Origin of the sequence: Pseudoalteromonas sp. Ps84H-4 (genome assembly GCF_024124645.1) — a bacterium.
Taxonomy (GTDB): domain Bacteria; phylum Pseudomonadota; class Gammaproteobacteria; order Enterobacterales; family Alteromonadaceae; genus Pseudoalteromonas; species Pseudoalteromonas lipolytica_C.
In genome coordinates, this window is record NZ_JAMXSK010000017.1 from 47,490 (window position 1) to 70,852 (window position 23,363).

Sequence of the window (23,363 nt, forward strand, 5' to 3'; positions counted from 1 at the left end):
AGACCTTTCCATATAACCATAAAGTCGACTAATAAAATTTTTTAATACCACTAAAATAGTATTGCGAATTTCTATTAGGAGCGATAAATGGCGCTATCAATAAAGGAACGGGTACTTTTTTTAGCCTTACTTCCCCCTTTGCTCATTGCGATTATGCTGACACTCTACAATTATGTGCAATCAAAACAAAGTGGCGCACAAACAGTAGAAAGTTTTGCTACACAAATGGAAAGCGATCGTAAATCTGAAGTCAGCAATTACCAAAAAATTGCCATGAGTTCAATTGCTCATCTAATAGCTCAAGATAATGGCTCTAATACTGAGGAGCTACAAGATAAGGCAAAAAGCATTTTACGTAACTTACGCTTTGATGATGCTGGTGATACAGGTTATGTATTTGTCTATGACGTTGAAGGCGTCAACGTTGCTCATGGCGTTAACGCCTCACTTGAGGGCAAAAACCTTTATGATTTTAAAGATCCTAATGGGGTTTATTTGATACGAGAGCTCATTGATGCCGCAAAAAGAGGCGGTGGCTATGTACAGTATTCTTGGAAAAATACCAATGGTAGTGTGAACCCTAAACTCGGTTATGCCGCTTTAGTACCTAAATGGAATTGGGTACTAGGAACGGGTTTTTGGATCAGTGGCCTTGAACAACAAGTTGCAATGACAGAACAACGAGTTAATGAAGGTATCGATAATGCCTTTATAAACACAGTTATCGCTTCAGTATTCGCAGTAGCAATTACCGCAGCTATTGCAATGGTGGTATCGCGCAGTATTACCAACCCTCTTCACACAACCGTGCTAGCAATGAACGATATATCACAAGGTGATGGTGATTTAACCCAACGATTAATGGTTAAACGAGACGATGAGCTCGGCAAACTTGGCAGTTCATTTAACCGCTTTGCTGATGACGTGGGTAAAATGGTTATTGATATTCGCCAATCATCGCAATCGATGAATCAAGCGTCACATAAACTCAACGAGCTTCTTGCCAATATGCATGCTGGTATTAATCGTCAACATGAAGAAAGTGAGCAAGTTGCAACGGCAATAAACGAAATGTCGGCGGCGTCAATGGAAGTCGCACGAAGCGCTCAAGAAGCATCAACTGCAGCAGAACATGCCGATCATCTAGTAAAACAGGCTAATAACCAGTTACTTATCGCTATCAAAGTAATTAACGGCCTTGCTAAGCAAGTTGATGAAGGTGCCAATGCCGTTGATCAGCTAAATCAGCAATCTAGCCAAATTGGCAGTGTACTCGATGTGATCCGAAACATTGCAGAGCAAACTAATTTACTGGCACTTAATGCAGCAATTGAATCGGCACGTGCTGGCGAAGCTGGCCGAGGCTTTGCGGTGGTGGCTGATGAAGTGCGTACCCTTGCCAAGCGAACTCAAGATAGTACCCACGAAATAGAGGCAATGATTGAGCAGGTTCAACAAGGAACAACAACTGTCAACAGCATTATGCAATCAATAAAATCAGGAAGTGCAACCAGTGTGAACGAAGCAAGCGAAGTCGAAAAAGCGCTCAATGAAGTACTGCTTTCGGTTAATACCATCACCTCGCAGAATGCACAAATTGCCACTGCCGCTGAAGAGCAAACTTCAGTTTCAGAAGCGATTAATCAAAACATGACCACTATTGTTGATATTGCCAACAAGACTGCTAATGATACCGATGTTGCGACCTCATATATGGATGAATTAAATAACACCGCAACGCAGTTAGAACAGAATGTAAGTCGATATAAAACTTAAATATTTAACGATTGTTAAGCAGGTAAAAATAACCTGCTTAACAAAAATCATTGGTTTTTTGTAACGTTTTTAGCCAGTCAAATAAGTCGTTATCATAGCGTTTTAGTCGCTGTTGGTGCTTATCATTTAGACTATAAAAAGGTGCTATACATATACGCTTCTCAGCCATAACTATCACAGTACGAATGCCTAACACTGAATAGTGATGAATCGACTGTACTTTTTTTGCATCCATTTGACGGCATTGTCCCAGTAAATTACGGTAATGCACACCATGGCGGCACACAGTAAAATTACGTTTAGAATTAACAACTAACAAACCTAATAACAGCGAAATGCCGCAAACTAAAAAACTAAAAATAAAACTACTCACTTCTGCTTTGCTATTAATAAAACCTACCAATAAAAGCATGTTAAGTGCACTTAACAGTGCAAAGCTCCTAGATTCATAGCGTTTCTCTAAATCGATGACTGTCATTCTTGTTCCTAAGATTTTATTTTTTGCCATGTTGACAACAAAATGTGGAAGAAAAATGGATTTGTTCATTATTGAGATTTTATTTGCCGGTTTTTATTAAACTGCCTTTCACTAGCTTTTAAAAAGGTACAAACGCGCGGAACTTAACTCAGTTAAAGCAATTCAACTTACATTAAGTTTTGGTGACTAAACTATTAATAAATTTTTAGAACACAAGGGAAGAAACAATGAACTTCAAAACTACATTACTTAGCAGCGCCGTTTTATTTGCACTTGTTGGTTGTGGCTCAGACAACGACAAAAAAGAAACTGTAGATCCGCAGCCACAAACTGCGCAATTCACGCTTGGAGTTTCTGACGCCCCAGTAACAGGTTTAAAAGCTGTGAATGTTGTGTTCGATTCAATCACACTTAAAAGCCAAGGTGGTGAAGAGTTCACTTTCGAAACTCGTGAGCAAGATGATGAAACCATGCCTGAAATGGTTAACTTACTAGATTACACAGGTGATGACATTTTCTCATTATTAGAAAATGAAGAAGTGCCAGCAGGTGATTATCAATGGATCCGTGCCGATGTTATTAATGGCGACACAAACGATTTAACTAAGACATCGCATGTTGTGTATGAGGATGACAGCATTGCACCACTTGTTGTTAAACGCAAAGGCAACGATGGTATTGGTGAAATCCAACTTGATGGCTTCACACTTAACCAAGCTGGTAATGATTTTGTTCTTGAGTTTGACCTTAAAAAGTCATTAGTTGACCCACAAAATAGCGACGAGATCTTCTTAAAACCTCGCGGTGTGAGATTAGAAAACTTAGCTGAATCGCAAGACATTGAAGGCACGGTAAGCGAAGAGCTAATCGCTTTTTGTGAAACAGATAACATAGACATTGCAATGACTGATGGCTCGTTTGGTCACGCTGTTTACCTATACAACAGCGATATAGAAATGCCAATGGACAACTACGAAGAAAGCGAAGACGACACGCCCGCTGATGCGCCACTTGCAACCGCTAACGTTGTTTTCGATAACGAAGATAACCAATACGAATTTGAACTTGCGTTTGTAAAACCAGGTGACTACCAACTAGCTTACACCTGTGCAGCACATATTGATGATGCCGAAACTCAAGACGAAGCATTTAATCTTTATCAAGTTAAACCAATTACAGTCACAGCAGGTGAAGATTTAGACGTATCTTTCACTGTTTCTGAATAAAGTCATTATAACTTTCTTACCAGCATAGCCTCCCCTTGAAGCTATGCTGGTTTTCTCGTTGTTACTATATGAATATGTTAATATTATAAGCCTTACCTAAACAGCCTAGGCTTTGTTATGACATCGCGTATTCTAAAATCGATTTTTTACTCATCTTTTCTATTAGGTTCTGCCGTATTTTTGCAAGGCTGCCAAGAGCAACCTCAATCTGATCATATCGCCGTCACTGGTGGGCTTATTCAAGAGCAGCAGCAAGGGCGATTTATTGCGTATAAAGGCATTCCCTATGCAGCAGCTCCAGTGGGAGAGTTACGCTGGCGAGCACCGCAACCTGTGCCAAAGTGGCAAGATGTAAAAGTACTGAGCAATTTCGCCCCTGACTGCATGCAAAAGCCGTTTGCAGCAGATGCTGCACCGCTTACAACAGCTCCTTCGGAAGACTGCCTTTATCTAAATGTATTTAAACCGACTAAACACAGCGATACACCTTATCCTGTAGTCGTCTGGATACACGGCGGTGGCTTTGTAAATGGCGGCGCATCACCCGCTGTTTACTCAGGTGAAAGCTTTGCTAAACAAGGGATTATTTTTGTTAGCTTTAATTATCGATTAGGCAGATTTGGCTTTTTTGCTCACCCTGCACTTGCTCGTTTTGAAAACGATGCATTGGGTAACTACGCATTAATGGATCAAATTGCGGCTCTTGAGTGGGTGAAACAGAATATTGCTCAATTTGGTGGTGATGCTTCAAAAGTGACACTCATGGGAGAATCTGCTGGCGGTGCATCGGTACATGCGATGATGCAAACGCCTGCAGCAAATAACTTATTTCAACAAGCGATTATTATGTCTGCTGGCGGGCGAGAGTTATTTAACGAGTTGCCACTTTATAGCAATGATGACTCAGTATTAAGCGCCGAAAAAATTGGTGAAAACTTTGCCAAGCAGCACACTATCTTAGGAAGTGATAAGAATGCGCTGGCGGCACTACGTGAATTATCTGCTGAAGAAGTCGTTGGAAACCTCAACCTAAGTACATTAAACAAACAAAGTACTAATGAGTCTACTTACGTAGGTGGGCCAATTATTGATGGCACCATCATCAATTCGGCGACAGAAGCGCGCTTGAGTAAAGGCACATTTAGCCATGTTACGACCATGGTTGGCACAACAGATATGGATTTAGGCTTTGCTAATTTTGCTTCTAAAGAGGCGTTATTCGCAAGTTTTGCTCCACACAGTACACAAGCAAAAATGACTTACGATGCAAGCGGCGAAACGCCATTGCCTTTACTCAATTACCAAGTTGGACAGGATGCTTTAATGCAAGAGCCTGCAAGGTTCGTTGCAAAACGTGTGACAGATATGGGGAAAGATGCCTTTTTGTATCGTTTTGGTTATGTGGCGCAAACCTTAGATAAACCAGGTGCAGAGCACGCCAGCGAAATTCCATACTTTTTTAATACTATGGCAGCGAAATATGGTCATGTCACCACTGAGCAAGATAAGCAAGCCGCTAAAATAATGCACCGTTATGTGACGAATTTTATTAAATTAGGCACACCAAATGGCCCCGGCCTACCAACATGGCAAGCATATAAAAATGATGAGTCTTTTATTTTGCAAATGAGTAAATCAGGGACTGCAGAATTTTTACCAGACCCCTTACAAGCGCGGTTAAACATCACAGCAATAAAAGCTGAACAACAATAATGAAATAAGGCGCTAAATTAAGCGCCTTATTTTTATCCCTGCTGCTGGATATATTCAAGCGCAGTCATTTTTTGGTATGTCACATTAGGATGAAATACATGGGTAGGTTCGGGGTCAACTACTTCAATGGGTATGCCCTGGCTGCGTGCTATATCGAGTGCCATTTGCGTAATATTGACGCTAAAAGAGGTGCCTATAAACACAATTTTATCGGCATCGAGCATACGCTGTTGCGCCTCAGAAATTCGATAAAGTTCAGTGTAGTACTCATCAAATAACAACACGTAAGGCTTAAACGATTCGTTTAGCTTGGGGCTTTCATTATTGATATTGAACACCTCAAGCAATGAGTTGTGTAGGTTGTCTTCGTTGACCTTATCCCATGGCGCATTGAAGGCCATCACATCATCACCTTGATGGTGAAACAGTGTCATTTGATCCAAACGACCATGAATAGCAATATAATCCGTGTTACCGGCTTTGCCATCGAGGCCATCAATATTTTGTGTAATAAGGTTTTTATCGCTCAACCAATGATGCACCTCATTGGGCCCATGGTGTCGATACGTTGCAAAGCGATGATAATACCAAGCTAAAAATTCTCGCGGATTGTTTTCGTACATGGCGCGGGTTGCCATTTCCATCGGCGTATAATTTTTACTGCCTATGGTCCAAAATCCATCTTCGCCACGAAAGGTCGGTATACCGCTTGCGGCACTGACTCCGGCACCTGTGATATAAAGTGTATTCATAGTGATAATTCGACCTTATAGCCAAGTGCATCGGCAGTCACTTGTTGATTATTGTCCATACCACCAATACGGTACAAACTACCTTGATGCTCTAATAAACCACGATGATCCATACTTGCAGTTTTAGCTTTTGGCATCATTTGCCAGTTGTTTTTATCAATATCAAAACGCCAAACATGATTACTCGCCGGTGCTGGCTTACCGTTGTATCCTATACCATTGTAGTTATATGGGTTTGCAGAACCGCCCAACATATAGATATCACCATTAAAACTGGTTGCAGCCATACGATAGTGGGCAACACCTGTTGGATGTGGCACGGTACGCCAATCTATTTTTAATGGATTATTAGCATCAATAGTGCCTTTTAAACACTGTGCAACCGCAGCAAAAGAACGACGTTTATCTGCATTGGCCTGCGTTTTTACACCATCACACACTAAAATTGTGTTGCCACTAATTGCCGCTGCTTGACCAAATACTGGCTGGCCTAAAAATGGCGAAGCCTGTTGCCAAGTATCTGTTTTGGTGTCATAAACCTGTACTAAGTTAACATTACCATCGTTATGCCAACCACTGACTAAATAGATGTAACGTTGTTGGTATGAAAGCGCCACACTGTCATCAACAGGCACGGGCATATTGGCGAGTTGCGTGTAAGAATTCGTAAGTACATCGTAGCGATATACATCAGGGGTAGAAATTTCTTGATGATCCGCACTTACAGTATAGCCACCAAATACATAGGCGTGTTTACCAACACCCACTGCGGTGCTCGCTAAACGTCCAACAAGAGGCTGGCTACTCGGTACCGCTTTTGCTGTTCGCCATGCCGACTCACCAACTTTGAGTACCCATACTTTATTGTGAATATCATGGTGTGCTTTCCCTTTTCCTATTCCCATAAAACTTAGGAAATAAGCTTGTTCATTTACAACAACTTTAGCGACAGCATTATTTGCAACTGCTTCGGGTAAGGCAGGAATTGTTGCAAGCGCAACAGAAAATAATAGGCTCATATCATGATAAAATCAGCTAAAAAACATCGCATAAGAATACCATTTTATGAGCCTGAGAAAAGTATCAATAAGCGATACTTATACGTTGATTTAAATGCGCTGCAGACTGCGCTTCATCAAGCATTGCTTTCGCATAGTCGGTTACTGATATTTTGCTTTCGCCGTTGGCATCAGCAAAGAAGCTATCACCACCAACACGGTATGGGCGCTCTGACTCACCAGGATAAATAACCGCAGCTGGTGATACAAACGTCCATGGCGTATCTGTTGTTGACGCTTTAAATACTTCAAGTGCTTCGCCTTGAGCGATTGCTTCTGCTTTGTATTCAGCAGGAAAATCAGGGCTTGATACAAGCGTTACACCCGGTGCAACTTCTAAGCTACCTGCACCACCCACCCATAAAATACGCGTGCCAGTACCGGCAAATGCATTCAGCAATTGCTGTGCTGTGTTTGCTACAATTTCATGGTTACCTAATGCGCGACCACCAATTGCCGCAATAACAACATCACTACCTGCAGCAGCACTTGCAATATCGTCTTTTGTTAAATCAAATTCAGTTACAGTAACATTATCTTGCGTTACTTTACTTACGTCTCTTACTAACGCATTAACTTGATGACCACGTGCTAATGCTTCTGATGTAATGTGGCTGCCAATCCAACCTGTTGCGCCAATAACTGCTAATTTCATGAGGAATTCTCCGTTGTTTGTTTCAATGATGGCAGTTTACTTGTTCACTATTTACTGATAAATACACTATATAGATACACATTGTTTCACTTTAAGATACCAATGGATAAACTCAACTCAATTACTAGCTTTGTCGAAGTTGCTCGCACAGGCAGCTTTACTCAGGCCGCTGAGCACTTAGGTTTAAGCAGATTACAAGTTTCTAGGCATATTCAAGATATTGAAAAGTGGCTAAATTTAAGGTTGTTTCATCGCACAACACGAAAAGTCAGTTTAACTCTTCAAGGTGAAGAGGCCCTTAGCTATTGCCAGCAAATACTCAATCAAGTGTCTGACTTACAAAGCCGAGCACACAGCCACAATAACGAATTGGTGGGTACCATTCGAGTTGCCTCTCCGATTGGGCTTGGCCAACATAAACTATTTGATGCCATTGAAGAGTTCACCAAACGCCATCCACAGACGCGATTTGAACTGTTACTCTCAGATAGTTTATCGCAGCTGGTTGATGACCGTGTTGATATCGCTTTGCGTTATATCCACCAGCCCGATGAAGGACTCATTGCCCGTAAGCTAATGTATATCGCAACCGCAGTGTGTGCATCAAACGACTATTTAGCTGCGAGCCCACCGATTAATGAGCCAAATGACTTAACTGCACATAATTGCCTTATTCATAACAAACACACTATTTGGCAATTTCAACGCGACGACAACACTCAAAAAGTGACTGTTAAGGGCAACATTGTTGCCAATGATATGGGTGTGCTTTTAAAAGCAGTAAAACAAGGAATGGGGGTGGCTCATTTACCCTGCGATCTCGCCAATGACTATTTAGCATCAGGTGAGCTTATTAAAGTACTACCAGAGCATACAACTATAGGCTCTCATTTATGGGCGGTGTACTTATCGCGTAACTTCCAACAAAATGTGGTCAGAGCGTTCATCGACTTTTTAGCTGAGCACTGGCAACACGATATCTTATAATCCAAATCTGCTGCATGAACGTATAAGCAACAAAAAGGAGTCGTAATGCAGCACTTAGATCATGAAATATCACGCATCATAGAGATGGCGTGGGAAGACAGAACCCCGTTTGAAGCAATAAACCAGCAATTTGGTTTAAATGAAAAAAGCGTTATCGCGTTAATGCGTGAACAATTAACAAGCTCGAGCTTTAAACTTTGGCGAAAACGCGCAGCAGGTAGGCAAACTAAACACTTAAAACTACGAAACCCTGATATCACTCGCGGCTACTGTAAAACCCAGTACAAACATCGATAACGCTACTTGAGTTGTTCAGCAAACTGCCCAACAGCATCAACAACTTTTTGAGCGCCATTTTGTATATCGGCCATCACTTTTCCTGACTCAGTAGCAAGGCTGTAACTTTGTTCTGCCTTGCTTTTACCTAATTGAATGACTCCAACTGTATTTTGTGTAAGCACACGGTTTTGTTGCACCACATCAACAATCTCAATGGTTGCGTTTGAAGTTCTGCGGGCAAGTTGCCTTACTTCATCAGCAACTACAGCAAACCCTCTTCCTTGTTCGCCTGCACGAGCAGCCTCAATTGCAGCATTTAATGCTAATAGATTGGTTTGGTCGGCTATACTTCCTATGCTTTGCACAAGTGAAGCTATTTGTTGCGATTGCTTATCAAGGGCAGCCATTTCTTGCGCTGCTTGTTCCATTTGTTTTGCTAGCGCATCCATAACTTGCACCATGTTATGCAATACTTCAGCACCTTGCTGAGCAATCTTGTCGGTTTCTGTGGAAGTGCTATAGGCTATATCTGCGGCCTGAGAAATAGCCATTTCAAGCTTAACTTGTTCTGTAATGACAGTGGCAAACTTTACAACCTTATAAAGTTCACCTTGCTCATTAAAGATCGGATTATAAGTTGCCTCAAGCCACACAGGATCACCTTGCTTATCGACACGTTTAAAGCGTGAAGCAATAAATTCACCTTGTTGTAGCTTTTGCCAAAAGTCGGCATATTGATCAGAGCCAACTTCATCAGATTCACAAAACATACTATGATGCTTACCAATAATTTCTTGTGCTGTGTAACCAACCCCCGCTAAAAATTGCTCATTTGCTTTAAGCACATAACCATTTAAATCAAATTCAATCACAGCCATTGAGCGATGGATTGCCTTCACTAAATCCTGATTTTCACGGGAAGTTTCAATGGTCCGCGTCAATACGCTTGCATGCAGAGTAATTTTTTGAAATTGCTTATCTTTGTTAACAACACGGTGTAAAAAAACACGCAACCATACTGGGCTATTTTTTGCGTTTATAAGCTGTACAGCTCCCACCCAAACGGTTTGTTCATATAGCGCTTGCTTAAAAAGTTCAAAGTGGGGTGTTTTTCGGGCAGTATCAGGGACAAAATCAAGTAAAGATTTGCCAAGCAATTGTTTTTCAGAATACCCAAGCTCAGTTAATACGTGCTCATTAACCGAGAGGATATAGCCATCTTCATCAAGCTCTAAAGTAAACATACTCTGGTCTAAAGTATCTTTTACTTGCATAACACTAAATAATTCATTCTCTAAATCGGCAATTCTATTCTTCAATGGCTGAGTAAAAAACATGGCTCTTCTCACCTTAAAATCATATGAAAACAACACAGAGCAGTACTCTAAGAACTACATGAGCTGTAACTTTTAATGATTTTAGCCGAATTGAATGAATAAAAACTCAGCTTTTACGACAATAAGAAGTTTCTCGGGTGAAAATAAGAAATAATTTAATTTTTTGAAATAATAAAAAACCTAGTAAAACTAGGCTAAGCATATAAGACTATTTAAGTTTGTTTACAAACTGACCAATTGTATCAACCACCTGTTGAGCGCCATGCTGAATATCTTCCATCACCTTACCCGAGTCATTTGACAACGAGAGCCCTTGCTCAGCTTGTATCTTACCTTCTTCTATCACTTTTACGGTGTTTTTGGTTAGTGACTGGTTGTGTTGTACTACATCAACAATTTCTTCAGTTGCTTTTGAGGTTCTTGAAGCTAACTGCCTTACTTCATCAGCAACCACAGCAAACCCTCGCCCTTGGTCACCTGCTCTAGCTGCTTCAATTGCAGCATTAAGCGCTAGTAAATTGGTTTGTTCAGCAATACTACTAATACTTTCTACGATATTTGAAATTTGCTGTGACTGCTTATCGAGCGCCGTTATTTCCTCTGCAGCTTGCTCCATTTGCTGAGCAAGATCTGCCATCACCTTCATCGTGTTACGCAAAACATCAGCTCCTTGCTGAGCCAGTTTGTCCGTCTCAACCGATGTGCTGTAAGCTATTTCTGCAGCTTGCGTGGTTGCCAGTTCACGGTTTACTTGTTCAGTAATAACCGTTGCAAACTTCATAACTTTATATTGCTCACCAAAATCATTAAAAATAGGATTGTATGACGCTTCAAGCCACACGGTGTTACCGTATCGGTCAACACGCTTGAAACGATCAGCAATAAATTCTCCTCGCCTTAATTGCTGCCAAAACTGCGCATATTCAGATGACTCCACAACCTCTGATTCACAAAAAATACGGTGATGCTTGCCAACAATCTCTTCTTTCTTATAACCCATAGAATCTAAGAACAGCTGGTTTGCATTAATGACTTTTCCTTCAAGATCAAATTCAATAACAGCCATTGAGCGGTTTATCGCATTAATAACATCACTATTTTCACGAGATGTGGCAATTACATCCGTACATACAGAACCATAAATAGCATAATAATTAAATTCACCATGCTCATTTAAAACTGGTTGAACAATAATACACAGCCACTCAACCTGCCCATCATAACGAGCAACCTGCATTTGCCCTACCCAGTGTCGTTGATTTGCAAGTGCATTATTTAAGTCTGAAAACTGATAAGTATTGCGTGATTGAGGGGTTATAATCGTTTGAAAAGGAGCATCAATTAACTTTTCATGTGGATAACCAAACTCATTTAAAAAGTTTTGATTCATGTAAGAAATCGTACGATCTTTACGAAGTTTCAATACCAGCATTTCTTCATCAATGCCTGAAATAAGGCCCTTGAGTGGATGGAGCTCAGCATTTAATGCTGCTATTTCATTTTGTAATGCTTTATTGAACCACATATAACGCCCTAGATTAAATCACTAACATATTGTTGTTAATGTGATTGTAGAACATTCAGTATGAGATGCTAGTTTTGGGCACTTATATCGATAAGGATTAGCAAGCCTGTGAGGTTAATTTGACATACTTGTCGGCTAATTCATCTAGTGACTCTCGGTGATTTGGGTCTGGCTTAATGCAGTCAATTGGACACACACTCACACAGGTAGGATTATCATAATGCCCAACACATTCAGTGCATTTGTTAGGGTCAATTTGATATATCTTCGCCCCCATATAAATAGCCTCATTCGGGCACTCAGGATCACACATGTCGCAGTTAATACATTTGTTATTGATGAGTAATGCCATGACACACCTTTAAGCACGATGATGGAGTATTGCCTTTAAAAGCTAATCTAGAATTCAAAAAGCAGCGAAAATTGCAGCCGCGTAATATAGATGGCTGCGAATGAAGTTTCTTTGATCTAGATCAAACGACAAGCCACTCTGGAAAAGTAATTACTTTGGCCGACAATTCACTTAACCATAAACAATTGCAAACTCCTTAAGTACACTTTAACAGAAGCAAGTTTGCTTATTTAAAACCCTAAAAAGAGCCAACTCATTTTTACTATCCGTTATTTAAAAACACTGTATTTCATATAGTTACCATCTTGACTTTACTTTTTAAGCTCCTGAAATAAAAACAGTTTTTAAATATTTCGTTGCGATAGAAGCTGTCAAAACCGACCCATTCCTCGTTTAATTTTCACACAACTTTTTTAACAATTTATTGATATAGCTGTTGACGTAAACTGCAAATCACACTACCCTTTTCTGGAAGCGCTTTCATAAGGGCGATTTTCAACCTCTTTATGGTAGCGCTTCCAGATGCATTTAATAATCTATTTTCGACAACAATATCATGCCCTAATTGCATGAATAACAATGATAAAAATGAGGGAAACCTGATGCCAAGCCATAACTTCAAAAGAACAAAGTTAGCTTCTAGCTTATCTTTGCTTTTAGGTGCTAGCACCTGCTTTTCTGCCTATGCAGAGCAGTCTGAACACAACGATGACATTGAAGTCATTCAAGTAACAGGATTTAAAGGTAGTATTAAAGAATCAACCCAATTAAAGCGCTACTCTTCAGGTGTTGTTGATGCTATTTCATCAGAAGATATAGGTAAATTCCCAGATACTAACCTAGCAGAATCTTTGCAACGTATTACAGGTGTATCGATAGACCGTAGTAATGGTGAAGGCTCAAAAGTAACAGTACGTGGTTTTGGTCCAGACTATAATATGGTGACTTTAAATGGGCGTACTATGCCAGCAGCCTCACTTCCTGCTGGCGGTGGCTCTCCAAATTCTAGTGCATATGATTTTGCTAATTTGGCATCAGAAAGTGTTAAGTCAGTTGAAGTCTATAAAACCGGAAAAGCAAATATTGCATCAGGTGGTATTGGGGCCACAATAAACATTAATACTGCCCGCCCTCTAGACAATCCAGGTTTAATTACCAATGTTGGTGTAAAAGCTATGCACGATACAACTAATCGTGTCGGCGATGATATTACACCAGAAATCTCAGGTATCTTTAGTTGGACTGACGAAGAAGCGAAGTTTGGTGTATCACTTACTGCAAGCGTTCAAAAACGTGATAGTTCGGCAGCAGGTGCTTTTGTTAACGAATGGAGAACGACTGCATACGACGGCACAATTCCTCAATCTGCAGATGACATCATCATCGAAAATGCACCTGCAATGGGGCAATATTATTCAATGCCTTCCGATCTTCGTTACACAATCGCCGATCGCGAACGCACTCGAACAAACGCTCAGCTAACACTGCAATATAGTCCTGTAGAGTCACTTACCGCAACACTTGATTACACTTACTCTCAACAAGAGTTATTCGAGTCACGTGCTGAGCAGTCAATCTGGATGGATAACTATAAAACGCACTTAATCTTTGATGACAATGCGGTTAAAACACCAATCTACTATAAAGAAGAACGCCGCGATCTATCAACGCGTGACCTAGGATTAGCGTTACAAGAGCTCAATCAACTTAATAAAAATGACTCTATTGGTCTTAATCTTGAATACTTTGTAAATGACCAACTCAGTTTTGTATTTGATGCGCATAGTTCAAAAGCAACGAGTGAGCCCGATGCGCCTTATGGCAGCTGGGTAAATGCAGGGTTAGGAGCGAATATTGTCGCTTCTCAAGAAGTCGATTTTAGTCGTGATTTACCCTCTATGGTGATTGATTTTGATGATTGTAGTCGTACTAATTTAAACTGTAATGGAGTGTTAGACCAAGATGATGTTGGTACTTCTATACTTGATTCTAACTTTGCACGCCAAGAATCAACGGTTGATGAATTCCGATTACTTGGTAAATATGAAATTGAGTCAGGGGTAATAGACTTTGGTATTGAGTCACGCTCAATGGAAAGTCATTCATTGCAGTCACTTACTCGTAATACGATGGGTAACTGGGGTATCGAAAACCCTGGTGAGTTACCTGATGGCTACCTTGACCCGACAAATTTCTTAAGTGAATTAGACGGCTACAATACCTCAGGTTCATTTGATCAAGGTTTCACTGGCAGTGCGTCAGAAATTGGTTATTGGGCAGCAAGCCAATACGGGTTTAATTTTGCAGCAGATGGCGCATTTGCAACAAACCGTACTATTAAAGAAGATATTCAAGCTGCATTTGTACAATATAAGCATCAAGGTGAAATTGGTGATATGCCATTTAACCTCTTAGTTGGTGCTCGTTACGAAACCACAGATATCACATCAACAGCAAATATTGACTTACCAAATGCCGTCGCTTGGGAAGGTAATAACGATTTTAATGTGCGATATGGCACTGACAAACAAGATTACTCTCTAAGCTCTGATTATAATCACTTTCTACCTAGTATCGATTTTGATATTAACGTGGTTGATGATGTAAAAATTCGTGCTTCATATAGCACCACAATCGCACGACCTACTTATGATAATTTAAGCTCTGCAGCAACGGTTGGAGTACCAACGGGGCCAAGTTTAATTCCAGGTACCACTAATGCACCAGCTTCAACGGGTAACCCAGGCTTAGTACCGCTTGAATCAGATAATATCGATGTTTCAGCTGAGTGGTACTACAGCGATGTTAGTTATGTTTCTGTCGGTTATTACAATAAAAAAGTTGATAATTTTATTGGCTTAACACCAATGACTCAAAATTACTATGACTTACGAGATGTTTCAGCAGGTCCCCGCGCTCAAGCAGCAAAAGCTGAACTAGAGGCTAGAGGTCTTGCCGTTACTGACTCAAACCTATTCCAAATGGTTGCGGCTATGGAAAATGGAGTTGCTTTTGATTCAATGACTTATGAAGAATTTGAAGCAGCCTACGATATCTTGCCTAACAGCGATGATCCACTAATGGAATTTACAGCTCAAGTTCCTACTAACAATAAAGACGCAAAAATTGACGGATATGAATTTGCTATCCAACATTTCTTTGGTGATTCGGGCTTTGGTATTCAAGCAAACTACACGATTGTAAATGGCGATGTTGATTTTAATGTCGCAGCAGATCCTACGACAACGCAGTTTGCATTAGTAGGTTTAAGTGACACAGCTAACTTAATTGCAATGTACGAAAATGATAAGTTTCAAGCTCGTATAGCCTATAACTGGCGTGATAAATTCTTAAACAATGCAGCTCGCTATGTAAATGAACCTGCATTTACTGAAGAGTATTACCAGGTCGATTTTAATGTAGCTTATAACTATAGTGAGAAACTCTCTTTCTTTTTAGAGGGAATTAACATTACAGAGCAAGACAACCGCCAACATGGACGATACAAAGCGCAGTTATGGAATTTAGACAAAAATGGTGCTCGCTACAATTTAGGTGTACGTTATAACTTCTAAGCTATTGCTGAAGCAAGAGTATACGGTCTAATAGCAATTTACTTAATATGTGGGCTCTTGGGGATAGAAAGGCGTTATTTTTTAGTTATTCTTAATTAGATATTTTTAACGCTAATAGCGTCAATTTAGATCCCTAAAAGTTCACGATTAGCGTGAATTGATAAAAAGCCGCTCCTATTGAAGCGGCTTTATATTTAAAGTAAGCATATGAGCAAAATAATTAATAATATTGTGATCATTGGCGGTGGCGCTGCGGGGTGGCTTACAGCCGGATTACTAGCAAAAGAACATCCACATCTTCATATCACTCTCATTGAATCTGCTGATATTGGTATTTCTGGTGTTGGTGAAGGCACATGGCCGTCAATGCGAAATACATTACAGCGAATTGGGGTCAAAGAAACTGACTTTTTACGTCAATGTGATGCGTCCTTTAAACAAGGTTCAAAGTTCATCAATTGGCGAGGGGAACAGCAAGGAGATAACTATTATCACCCTTTTATGATTCCTGAAGGCTACTATGAATATGATGTTCATGCTGCTTGGAAGCAATTATTTTCTCATCAAAAATATGCTGATGCTATGAATATGCAAAGCTTTATTTGCCAAGCAGCACTAGCGCCAAAACAGATTAATACACCACAGTATGCTGGTGTTACAAATTACGGCTATCATTTAGACGCTCATAAATTTGCACGCTTTTTAACACAGCATTGTGTAAATACGCTTAACGTAAAGCATATTGTTGATAATGTGATTTGTGCAAATAACGATGAGCAAGGCTACATTAAAAGTGTCAGCACACAGCATAATGGAGCGATAACAGGTGACTTATTTATTGACTGTTCAGGTAGTCAAGGGCTATTAATCGCCAAGCATTATCAAATCCCGTTTTTAGATCAAAGCCACATTCTATTTAATAACACAGCAGTAGCAGCCCAAATACCATACGAAAGCCAATCTCAAAATATTGCCTCTGCGACATTATCAACTGCACAATCCGCAGGTTGGATTTGGGATATAGGTTTACCAACCAGACGCGGAATTGGCTATACATTTAGCGATAAATATTGTGACGAAGCAAGCGCAATAGAAACACTAAAAAGTTACGCGGCACAAACGATAGGCACTCAACAAGCAGACACAATTGAAACACGAACACTTCGTTTTACCCCGGGTTACAGAGAAATATTTTGGCATAAAAACTGTGTCGCGATTGGCATGTCACAAGGATTTATAGAACCATTAGAGGCATCTGCGTTAGCCATGGTTGAACTTAGTATCAGTATGCTAAGTGAGCAGATGCCTGTAGACCAAGATCACATGCAGTTATTGAGTACCCGGTTTAATAAACGTTTTAAATACCGCTGGGAGCAAGTCATTAACTTCCTAAAACTTCATTATGTATTGAGTAACCGTGATGATAATGGTTATTGGCATGCTAACCGCAACCCTAATAGTATCCCACTTGAATTACAGAACCTGTTAACACTGTGGCAGTATCAAGCACCCAGCCGATTTGATTTGGTCGAAAATGAAGAAACCTTTTCTTCTGCAAGTTATCAATATGTGCTTTACGGTATGGGGTTTGAAACCAGTCTAACCACAAAACTTGATGGCCAAAAGTGCCACAAAGCAGAGCAACTATACCAACTCAACCGCAACAAGATTGCACAATACTTACAAAAATTACCCACTAATCGACTGTTATTAGAACAATTACAAGGGAGTAAGGTGGCAACATGAGACAACAATCAATTAAACAGGTGATCATCGCTGGCGGCGGAACTGCCGGTTGGATGACCGCAGCTGCGTTAGCCAAATTACTAAATAAAGATATTAAAGTCAGCTTAGTTGAATCGGACGACATTGGCACCGTAGGTGTTGGCGAAGCAACCATTCCACCTATTCGTACCTTTCATAAATTACTAGGTATTGATGAAAAACTTTTTATGAAAGCTACCCAAGCAACCTTTAAATTGGGGATCAGCTTCGAGAACTGGCACAAGCCACAAAGTGACTATATTCACTCATTTGGTATGACAGGTAAAGAATGTTGGGCTGGCGAGTTTCATCATTTTTGGTTACATGCAAAAAAAATGGGGAATAAAGACGACTTTGGAGATTACTGCTATGAATTACAAGCAGCTAAACAGGGGAAATTTGGTATTAACCCTCATAACCCAATTAATTATGCATTTCATATGGATGCTAGCCGTTATGCGGCATTCTTACGAGAGTTCGCAGAAAATCTAGGTGTAAAACGCTTTGAGGGCAAAATTGAACGAGTAAATAAACATGCTGATAATGGCTTTATAAAGAGTTTATTGCTCGATGACGGCACAGAGATAACGGGTGACTTCTTTATTGATTGCACTGGTTTTAAAGGTTTACTGATAGAGCAAGCCTTACATACTGGTTATGAAGACTGGTCACATCTATTACCTTGCGATAGTGCAGTAGCAGTTCAAACGAAAGGGACACCCGAAATCGCTCCTTACACGCGTTCCATTGCTCATCAATCAGGTTGGCAATGGCAAATTCCTTTACAAAATAGAGTTGGCAATGGCTTAGTCTATTGTAGCCGTTATTTATCAGACCATGATGCAACTCAGTTATTATTAAATAATCTAAGCAGTGAAACTCTCACCGAACCAAAAATTATCAAATTTAAAACTGGCCGACGACGCAAGGGTTGGAACAAAAACTGTTTAGCGCTGGGTCTTGCCAGTGGTTTTTTAGAGCCTCTTGAATCAACCAGTATCCACCTCATCATGACTGGGATTATTCGCTTTATGCGATTATTTCCTTTTACAGGCATAACCCAGCACGCTATTGATGAATACAATAAACAATTACAGTCAGAGCTTGAAAGTATTCGTGACTTTATTGTTTTGCATTACAAAGTCACCGATAGGGATGACAGTGAATTTTGGCAGCATTGTAAAACAATGGAAACACCTAAGTCACTTGCTCATAAAGTCGCATTGTTTAAAGAGACTGGACGGGTTTTCTTAGATGATGGTGATATTTTCCGCGTCGACTCTTGGGTGCAAGTCATGCTTGGGCAAGGCATAATGCCAGAGCAATACCATCACGTAGCTTCTTTGATGAATGATAAAGAGCTAAGCCGATTTATGCAGGGGATCAAACAGCAAATAGCGCAACGCTTACAACAATTACCGACACATAGAGCGTTTATTGAACAATACTGCCCTGTAGATACTTAAGTCTAAAAAAGGCATTACTATTGCTAAAATATTTATAATTAAACAAACTGTAAAGCCACATCAAAAATGTCGGCTTTACCTTAATTGTAAGCTAAATGATGTCTCTTTTGACGATACTTATAAGCGTTAAACCTTCCTAACTATTGAAGAGCTGAGCGTGCTGGCTGTAAAAAGTTAAAGCTAGCAACATAATACAGCACCTAGCTTAGTTACGTCGTTATTAGCTCTTAAATTAGCGCTAAACTTATAAAACCAACAAACCATTAACCTATTAATTATTAAAAGATAAAGCAGATTTTCACTGTATATTTAGGGCTAAATAAAATAAACGGTTGACCGTTTGCAGATTAGCCTCTAACCTAAATATGGAAGCGCTACCACAAAACACCAAACATCCTTATAGGGTGTCACGGTAATTTTATGGAAGCGCTACCATAAAATTTTAAATTTAGCCGCAAGATTTACTTGCTCTTGTTTACCAAAGGTTTCATTTCATGACTCAGCTCACGTTACCAAAAAACTCAACAATGCTTAGCAAAGACTTTATCTATGGCGTTGCGACAGCTTCGTTTCAAATAGAAGGAGCTGCCGATAAGCGCCTTCCATGTATTTGGGACACCTTTTGCGCGACTCCAGGAAAAATCGCTGATAACTCAAATGGTAATTTCGCTTGCGAGCATGTCAAAAAATGGAAAGACGATATTGAACTAATCGACTCTTTGGGTGTAGATGCTTACCGTCTTTCTATTTCATGGCCAAGAGTCATAAAATTAGATGGCACTTTAAATCAAGAGGGTATTAACTTTTACATTAATATTTTAGACGAGTTAATGCGTCGAAATATTAAAGCATTCGTCACTTTATACCACTGGGATTTACCACAGCATTTAGAGGATAAAGGCGGCTGGTTAAATCGCGAAACTGCTTACGAATTTGCGCATTATGTAGACCTAGTTAGTCAGGCCTTATCAGGAAAAGTCTATTCATACGCGACCTTGAATGAACCTTTCTGCAGCTCTTATTTAGGCTATGAAATTGGTGTTCATGCCCCTGGGATCAAAGGCCGAGAATTTGGACGTAAAGCTGCCCACCACTTGCTGCTTGCACATGGCTTAGCTATGAAAGTACTAAATAAAAATAGCCCAGAGTCACTTAACGGTATCGTACTTAACTTTACTCCTTGTTATCCTGTATCGTCTAGCGAAGCCGATTTAGCTGCTACAGCTTTTGCTGATGACTACATAAACCAATGGTATATGAAACCTGTAATGCAAGGAGCTTACCCTGACATTATCGAACAGTTGCCAGCCGCTCATAGACCTGACATTCTAGCTGGCGATATGGAGATTATTTGCCAACCATTAGACTTCTTGGGCGTTAACTTTTATACCCGATTACGTTATGAAGCAAGTGACACTGATTATTATCATGAACTGCCTCATCAAGCGCCAATGACAGATATCGGCTGGGAGATATATCCACCAGCATTGACTGAGTTATTAGTCTCTTTGCATGAAAAATATGAGTTACCGCCAATCTATATCACTGAAAATGGCGCTGCGATGGCTGACAAAATGGTAGATGGAGAGGTAAACGATCAAGACCGTGTTGACTATTATAATGCACACCTAAATGCTGTGAATGACGCAAGATTACAAGGCGTAAACATGGCTGGCTACTTTGCATGGAGCTTAATGGATAATTTCGAGTGGGCAGAAGGTTATTCAAAACGCTTCGGAATTGTTCATGTTGATTACGATACACAAGTACGAACAGTAAAGCTAAGCGGTAAAGCATATAGTCAGTTAATCACGCGCCGATAATAAGACAACAATAATGATAAAACACACTCTTCCTATCTACGAAAAAATAGGCTACGCGATGGGCGATGCCGGCGCTAATTTAGTTTGGCGTGGTGCCTTGGCCTATTTAGCCGTTTTTTATACAGACACATTTGGTATTTCTGCCGCCGCTGCTGCGTTACTTTTTTTAGTTGTGCGCTTATCAGATGGCGTGACAGATATAATAATGGGGATGATTGCAGATAGAACGCAAACACGTTTCGGTAAATTTCGTCCTTGGATATTGTGGTCAACTCCTTTTCTAGCCTTGTTTATGGTGTTGTGCTTCACAACACCTGACATAAGCCCAGCAGCTAAGCTATTTTATGCTTATTTCACTTATATAGGGCTCACTCTAGCTTATACGGTAAGTAACGTACCCTACTCTGCTTTAATGGGGGTTATGACTGGTGATGACCTAGAGCGAACTAAACTGTCTGGCTTTCGCTTTGCCGGAGCATTTGCAGGTGGCTTATTAGTTATGGGCTTTTTACCTGATTTAGTTGCATACTTTGGGCAAGGAAATAGCGCACAAGGTTACCAATACACTATGTATGTATTTGCGGCCTTACTCACTGTACTCATGTTAATCACGTTTGTAAGTACAAAGGAGCGCGTTCAACCTGCAACAAACACGCAAGTTTCACTAAAAACTGAGCTAACTGATTTAAGTAAAAGCTTACCTTTTATCATTCTTCCTTTATTGGCGATCACATTATTTTTCTATTATCGCGAGCTCTACTCCGGTTTGTTTTTTGCGGCAACAATGATTTTTATGACTGTCGTAATTCGTCGCTTACTTGCAAGCGATCATAGTAAGCTAAGTGGCACTCAACGAGATATGGTTGATTTACTTACAAATAAACCATGGCTGATCTTATTAGGTATGGGCTTTTTAACAATGATGTTTAATGGCATTAAATATGGTGTCATTGCTTATTATTTTAAATATTACGTAGGTAATGAGCTTTTAACTGGCCAATACTTTATAGCTTTATTAATCGTCTCAATTTTCGGCGCGTTAAGTACAGGAAAATTAGCTGAGATTCTGGGTAAACGTACTTTGTTTATCGCTTCATTATTACTAAGTGCCTTCTTTACCATTTGTTTCTTTTGGCTGCCAAATGATAACCTCAGCCTGATCTTTGTTATGGGTTGTCTGTCTGAATTCTTCGCAGCCATGATGCCTACCCTGTTTTTTACGATGCTTGGGGATAGTGCTGACTATTCTGAGTGGAAAAATAAACGCCGTGCCACTGGCCTCATATACTCAGCAGGAACTTTCGTGCAAAAAACAGGGGGTGGATTTGCCGGAGCCTTAGTGCTTGTTGTACTTGCAAGTTATGGCTATGACGGAATGGACGAAACCACCATTGCACACTCACTCGATGGCATGATACTACTAATGAGTTGGCTACCAGCAGCGTTTGCTCTACTAGCCGCAGCACTGATGGCCTTTTATCCATTAACATCTGAAATGACAGAAAAAATAACAGAAGACTTGGCAATTAGGCGTGCAAGTCTGTAAATTAAACAGTTAAGGTTTATATCAAACAGTAATTATGGCAACTATTTATCAGGTATCAGAGCTCGCTGGCGTTTCTTTATCAACCGTATCTCGGGTGTTAAATGAAAATGATTACGTCAGCAAAAAAACCAAACAAAAAGTCCTCGATGCGATGGAGCAGCTAGGTTACAAACCAAATTCGATAGCGCGCTCTCTTGCTTCAAATTGCACCAATAGTGTGGGGATTTTAGTCTCTGAACTAGACGGTGCATTTTTTGGTGAAATGATGTCTGCTATTGAAGCCCAATTAAGGGCAGCTGGTAAACATGTCATTATTACGCCTGGACACAGTGAAGAAAACAAAGAAAAAAGTGGCTTAGAATTTTTAATTTCTCGTAACTGTGATGCGATCATCGCCCACGTTGAAGCCGTAAGTGATGAATATTTAGTAAAATTAAATAAAGGTAAAACCCCAATCTATCTAATCAGTCGCTATGTAGATCAAATGAAAGAAAACTGCATTAGCCTCGATAACGTAATGGGTGGGTATTTAGCGACTAAGCACTTACTTGAGCAAGGCCATAAACAGATTAATTACATAGCAGGCCCTTTATTCAAGCCAGATGCTTATAACCGACTTGAAGGCCACAAAAAAGCGCTAAAAGAATATGGTATTGCATTTGACGAGCAGTCTCTTTTCGTGGGTGACTTTAAAGAAACAGGCGGATACAAAGGCTTACAGCATTTCTTCAACATCAATAAAGAATTTACAGCTGTTGTATGTGCAAATGATGAAATGGCCTCGGGCGTAATGAAATGTGCAAGAGAGCACAAGCTTGATCTTCCTAAAGATCTGGCAATCATCGGCTTTGATAATGTTCATTTCACAAATTATTTATATCCAACTTTGACGACCGTTGATAACCCTGTCGAAAAAATGGGTATTATGGCCGCGAACTTAGTGTTAAAACAGGTGTATAAACAAAATCGCGCTAATATAGAGCATATATTTACGCCAAACTTGTTGATCCGCGATTCAACAACACGTTTAACCAGATCTTAATAAAAAGCG

Annotated in this window: 18 protein-coding genes; 11 read left to right on the forward strand and 7 right to left on the reverse strand. The window is 40.1% G+C overall.

Annotated features, from left to right (window positions below):
- Positions 1–87: 87 nt before the first annotated feature.
- On the forward strand, positions 88–1,776 hold the full coding sequence (locus NH454_RS14855) for a methyl-accepting chemotaxis protein (protein WP_253039482.1): 1,689 nt from the start codon (positions 88–90) through the stop codon (positions 1,774–1,776).
- Positions 1,777–1,813: 37 nt separating this feature from the next.
- On the opposite strand, the gene NH454_RS14860 is transcribed toward NH454_RS14855, so the two are convergent.
- Positions 1,814–2,254, reverse strand: a complete 441-nt coding sequence (locus NH454_RS14860) for a hypothetical protein (protein WP_138558229.1) — start codon at positions 2,252–2,254, stop codon at positions 1,814–1,816.
- Between the two features lie 227 nt (positions 2,255–2,481).
- Between NH454_RS14860 and NH454_RS14865 the strand changes: the two genes are divergently transcribed.
- Together NH454_RS14865 and NH454_RS14870 are read left to right on the forward strand one after the other, a co-directional pair.
- Positions 2,482–3,480: a DUF4382 domain-containing protein gene (locus NH454_RS14865; RefSeq protein WP_253039483.1), complete on the forward strand. Its 999-nt coding sequence runs from the start codon at positions 2,482–2,484 to the stop codon at positions 3,478–3,480.
- 117 nt (positions 3,481–3,597) lie between these two features.
- The gene (locus NH454_RS14870; protein ID WP_253039484.1) at positions 3,598–5,193 is read left to right on the forward strand and encodes a carboxylesterase family protein; all 1,596 of its coding nucleotides are present in this window, start codon (positions 3,598–3,600) and stop codon (positions 5,191–5,193) included.
- Between the two features lie 32 nt (positions 5,194–5,225).
- Here NH454_RS14870 and NH454_RS14875 read toward each other — a convergent pair whose 3' ends face one another.
- From NH454_RS14875 to NH454_RS14885, 3 genes are all read right to left on the reverse strand, one after another.
- On the reverse strand, positions 5,226–5,945 hold the full coding sequence (locus NH454_RS14875; RefSeq protein WP_135926822.1) for a Sir2 family NAD-dependent protein deacetylase: 720 nt from the start codon (positions 5,943–5,945) through the stop codon (positions 5,226–5,228).
- Positions 5,942–6,964, reverse strand: a complete 1,023-nt coding sequence (locus tag NH454_RS14880; protein ID WP_135926821.1) for a kelch repeat-containing protein — start codon at positions 6,962–6,964, stop codon at positions 5,942–5,944. The genes NH454_RS14875 and NH454_RS14880 overlap by 4 nt, the downstream gene beginning before the upstream one ends.
- Before the next feature lie 64 nt (positions 6,965–7,028).
- Positions 7,029–7,658, reverse strand: a complete 630-nt coding sequence (locus NH454_RS14885) for an NAD(P)-dependent oxidoreductase (protein WP_253039486.1) — start codon at positions 7,656–7,658, stop codon at positions 7,029–7,031.
- A 102-nt stretch (positions 7,659–7,760) separates the two neighbouring features.
- Between NH454_RS14885 and NH454_RS14890 the strand changes: the two genes are divergently transcribed.
- A complete protein-coding gene (locus tag NH454_RS14890; protein WP_253039488.1) occupies positions 7,761–8,645 on the forward strand; it encodes a LysR family transcriptional regulator in 885 nt (294 codons plus the stop codon).
- Between the two features lie 45 nt (positions 8,646–8,690).
- Positions 8,691–8,942 carry a TIGR03643 family protein gene (locus tag NH454_RS14895; RefSeq protein ID WP_135926818.1) on the forward strand — a complete coding sequence of 84 codons (252 nt, stop codon included), beginning with the start codon at positions 8,691–8,693 and terminating at the stop codon, positions 8,940–8,942.
- 2 nt (positions 8,943–8,944) lie between these two features.
- Here NH454_RS14895 and NH454_RS14900 read toward each other — a convergent pair whose 3' ends face one another.
- The 3 genes from NH454_RS14900 to NH454_RS14915 form a co-directional block, all read right to left on the reverse strand.
- Positions 8,945–10,261 carry a PAS domain-containing methyl-accepting chemotaxis protein gene (locus NH454_RS14900; RefSeq protein WP_138558234.1) on the reverse strand — a complete coding sequence of 439 codons (1,317 nt, stop codon included), beginning with the start codon at positions 10,259–10,261 and terminating at the stop codon, positions 8,945–8,947.
- 208 nt (positions 10,262–10,469) lie between these two features.
- Positions 10,470–11,786, reverse strand: a complete 1,317-nt coding sequence (locus tag NH454_RS22370) for a PAS domain-containing methyl-accepting chemotaxis protein (protein ID WP_063529392.1) — start codon at positions 11,784–11,786, stop codon at positions 10,470–10,472.
- Between the two features lie 97 nt (positions 11,787–11,883).
- The gene (locus NH454_RS14915; RefSeq protein WP_135926816.1) at positions 11,884–12,138 is read right to left on the reverse strand and encodes a YfhL family 4Fe-4S dicluster ferredoxin; all 255 of its coding nucleotides are present in this window, start codon (positions 12,136–12,138) and stop codon (positions 11,884–11,886) included.
- A 602-nt stretch (positions 12,139–12,740) separates the two neighbouring features.
- Between NH454_RS14915 and NH454_RS14920 the strand changes: the two genes are divergently transcribed.
- The 6 genes from NH454_RS14920 (at position 12,741) to NH454_RS14945 (ending at position 23,354) form a co-directional block, all read left to right on the forward strand.
- Positions 12,741–15,713, forward strand: a complete 2,973-nt coding sequence (locus NH454_RS14920) for a TonB-dependent receptor (RefSeq protein ID WP_253039490.1) — start codon at positions 12,741–12,743, stop codon at positions 15,711–15,713.
- Between the two features lie 207 nt (positions 15,714–15,920).
- Complete coding sequence (locus NH454_RS14925) at positions 15,921–17,459, forward strand: tryptophan halogenase family protein (protein ID WP_253039492.1); 1,539 nt, start codon at positions 15,921–15,923, stop codon at positions 17,457–17,459.
- Positions 17,456–18,943 (forward strand): tryptophan halogenase family protein, encoded by a 1,488-nt coding sequence (locus NH454_RS14930; RefSeq protein ID WP_253039493.1) that lies wholly within the window; start codon positions 17,456–17,458, stop codon positions 18,941–18,943. Before NH454_RS14925 ends, NH454_RS14930 begins: the two co-directional genes overlap by 4 nt.
- A 494-nt stretch (positions 18,944–19,437) precedes the next feature.
- Positions 19,438–20,766 carry a GH1 family beta-glucosidase gene (locus tag NH454_RS14935; protein WP_253039494.1) on the forward strand — a complete coding sequence of 443 codons (1,329 nt, stop codon included), beginning with the start codon at positions 19,438–19,440 and terminating at the stop codon, positions 20,764–20,766.
- A gap of 13 nt (positions 20,767–20,779) precedes the next feature.
- Positions 20,780–22,312 carry an MFS transporter gene (locus tag NH454_RS14940; protein ID WP_253039495.1) on the forward strand — a complete coding sequence of 511 codons (1,533 nt, stop codon included), beginning with the start codon at positions 20,780–20,782 and terminating at the stop codon, positions 22,310–22,312.
- Between the two features lie 34 nt (positions 22,313–22,346).
- Entirely contained in the window at positions 22,347–23,354 is a 1,008-nt protein-coding gene (locus NH454_RS14945; RefSeq protein ID WP_253039496.1) for a LacI family DNA-binding transcriptional regulator, read from the forward strand.
- Positions 23,355–23,363: the final 9 nt, after the last annotated feature.

What these genes read in the sequence shown, in the direction of transcription:
- NH454_RS14865 (WP_253039483.1), top strand. Translation starts at nt 2,482, where the DNA reads ATGAACTTCAAAACTACATTACTTAGCAGCGCCGTTTTATTTGCACTT.
- NH454_RS14885 (WP_253039486.1), bottom strand. Translation starts at nt 7,658, where the DNA reads ATGAAATTAGCAGTTATTGGCGCAACAGGTTGGATTGGCAGCCACATT.
- NH454_RS14915 (WP_135926816.1), bottom strand. Translation starts at nt 12,138, where the DNA reads ATGGCATTACTCATCAATAACAAATGTATTAACTGCGACATGTGTGAT.
- NH454_RS14870 (WP_253039484.1), top strand. Translation starts at nt 3,598, where the DNA reads ATGACATCGCGTATTCTAAAATCGATTTTTTACTCATCTTTTCTATTA.
- NH454_RS14855 (WP_253039482.1), top strand. Translation starts at nt 88, where the DNA reads ATGGCGCTATCAATAAAGGAACGGGTACTTTTTTTAGCCTTACTTCCC.
- NH454_RS14900 (WP_138558234.1), bottom strand. Translation starts at nt 10,261, where the DNA reads ATGTTTTTTACTCAGCCATTGAAGAATAGAATTGCCGATTTAGAGAAT.
- NH454_RS14920 (WP_253039490.1), top strand. Translation starts at nt 12,741, where the DNA reads ATGCCAAGCCATAACTTCAAAAGAACAAAGTTAGCTTCTAGCTTATCT.
- NH454_RS14925 (WP_253039492.1), top strand. Translation starts at nt 15,921, where the DNA reads ATGAGCAAAATAATTAATAATATTGTGATCATTGGCGGTGGCGCTGCG.
- NH454_RS22370 (WP_063529392.1), bottom strand. Translation starts at nt 11,786, where the DNA reads ATGTGGTTCAATAAAGCATTACAAAATGAAATAGCAGCATTAAATGCT.
- NH454_RS14940 (WP_253039495.1), top strand. Translation starts at nt 20,780, where the DNA reads ATGATAAAACACACTCTTCCTATCTACGAAAAAATAGGCTACGCGATG.
- NH454_RS14930 (WP_253039493.1), top strand. Translation starts at nt 17,456, where the DNA reads ATGAGACAACAATCAATTAAACAGGTGATCATCGCTGGCGGCGGAACT.
- NH454_RS14860 (WP_138558229.1), bottom strand. Translation starts at nt 2,254, where the DNA reads ATGACAGTCATCGATTTAGAGAAACGCTATGAATCTAGGAGCTTTGCA.
- NH454_RS14875 (WP_135926822.1), bottom strand. Translation starts at nt 5,945, where the DNA reads ATGAATACACTTTATATCACAGGTGCCGGAGTCAGTGCCGCAAGCGGT.
- NH454_RS14935 (WP_253039494.1), top strand. Translation starts at nt 19,438, where the DNA reads ATGACTCAGCTCACGTTACCAAAAAACTCAACAATGCTTAGCAAAGAC.
- NH454_RS14895 (WP_135926818.1), top strand. Translation starts at nt 8,691, where the DNA reads ATGCAGCACTTAGATCATGAAATATCACGCATCATAGAGATGGCGTGG.
- NH454_RS14880 (WP_135926821.1), bottom strand. Translation starts at nt 6,964, where the DNA reads ATGAGCCTATTATTTTCTGTTGCGCTTGCAACAATTCCTGCCTTACCC.
- NH454_RS14890 (WP_253039488.1), top strand. Translation starts at nt 7,761, where the DNA reads ATGGATAAACTCAACTCAATTACTAGCTTTGTCGAAGTTGCTCGCACA.
- NH454_RS14945 (WP_253039496.1), top strand. Translation starts at nt 22,347, where the DNA reads ATGGCAACTATTTATCAGGTATCAGAGCTCGCTGGCGTTTCTTTATCA.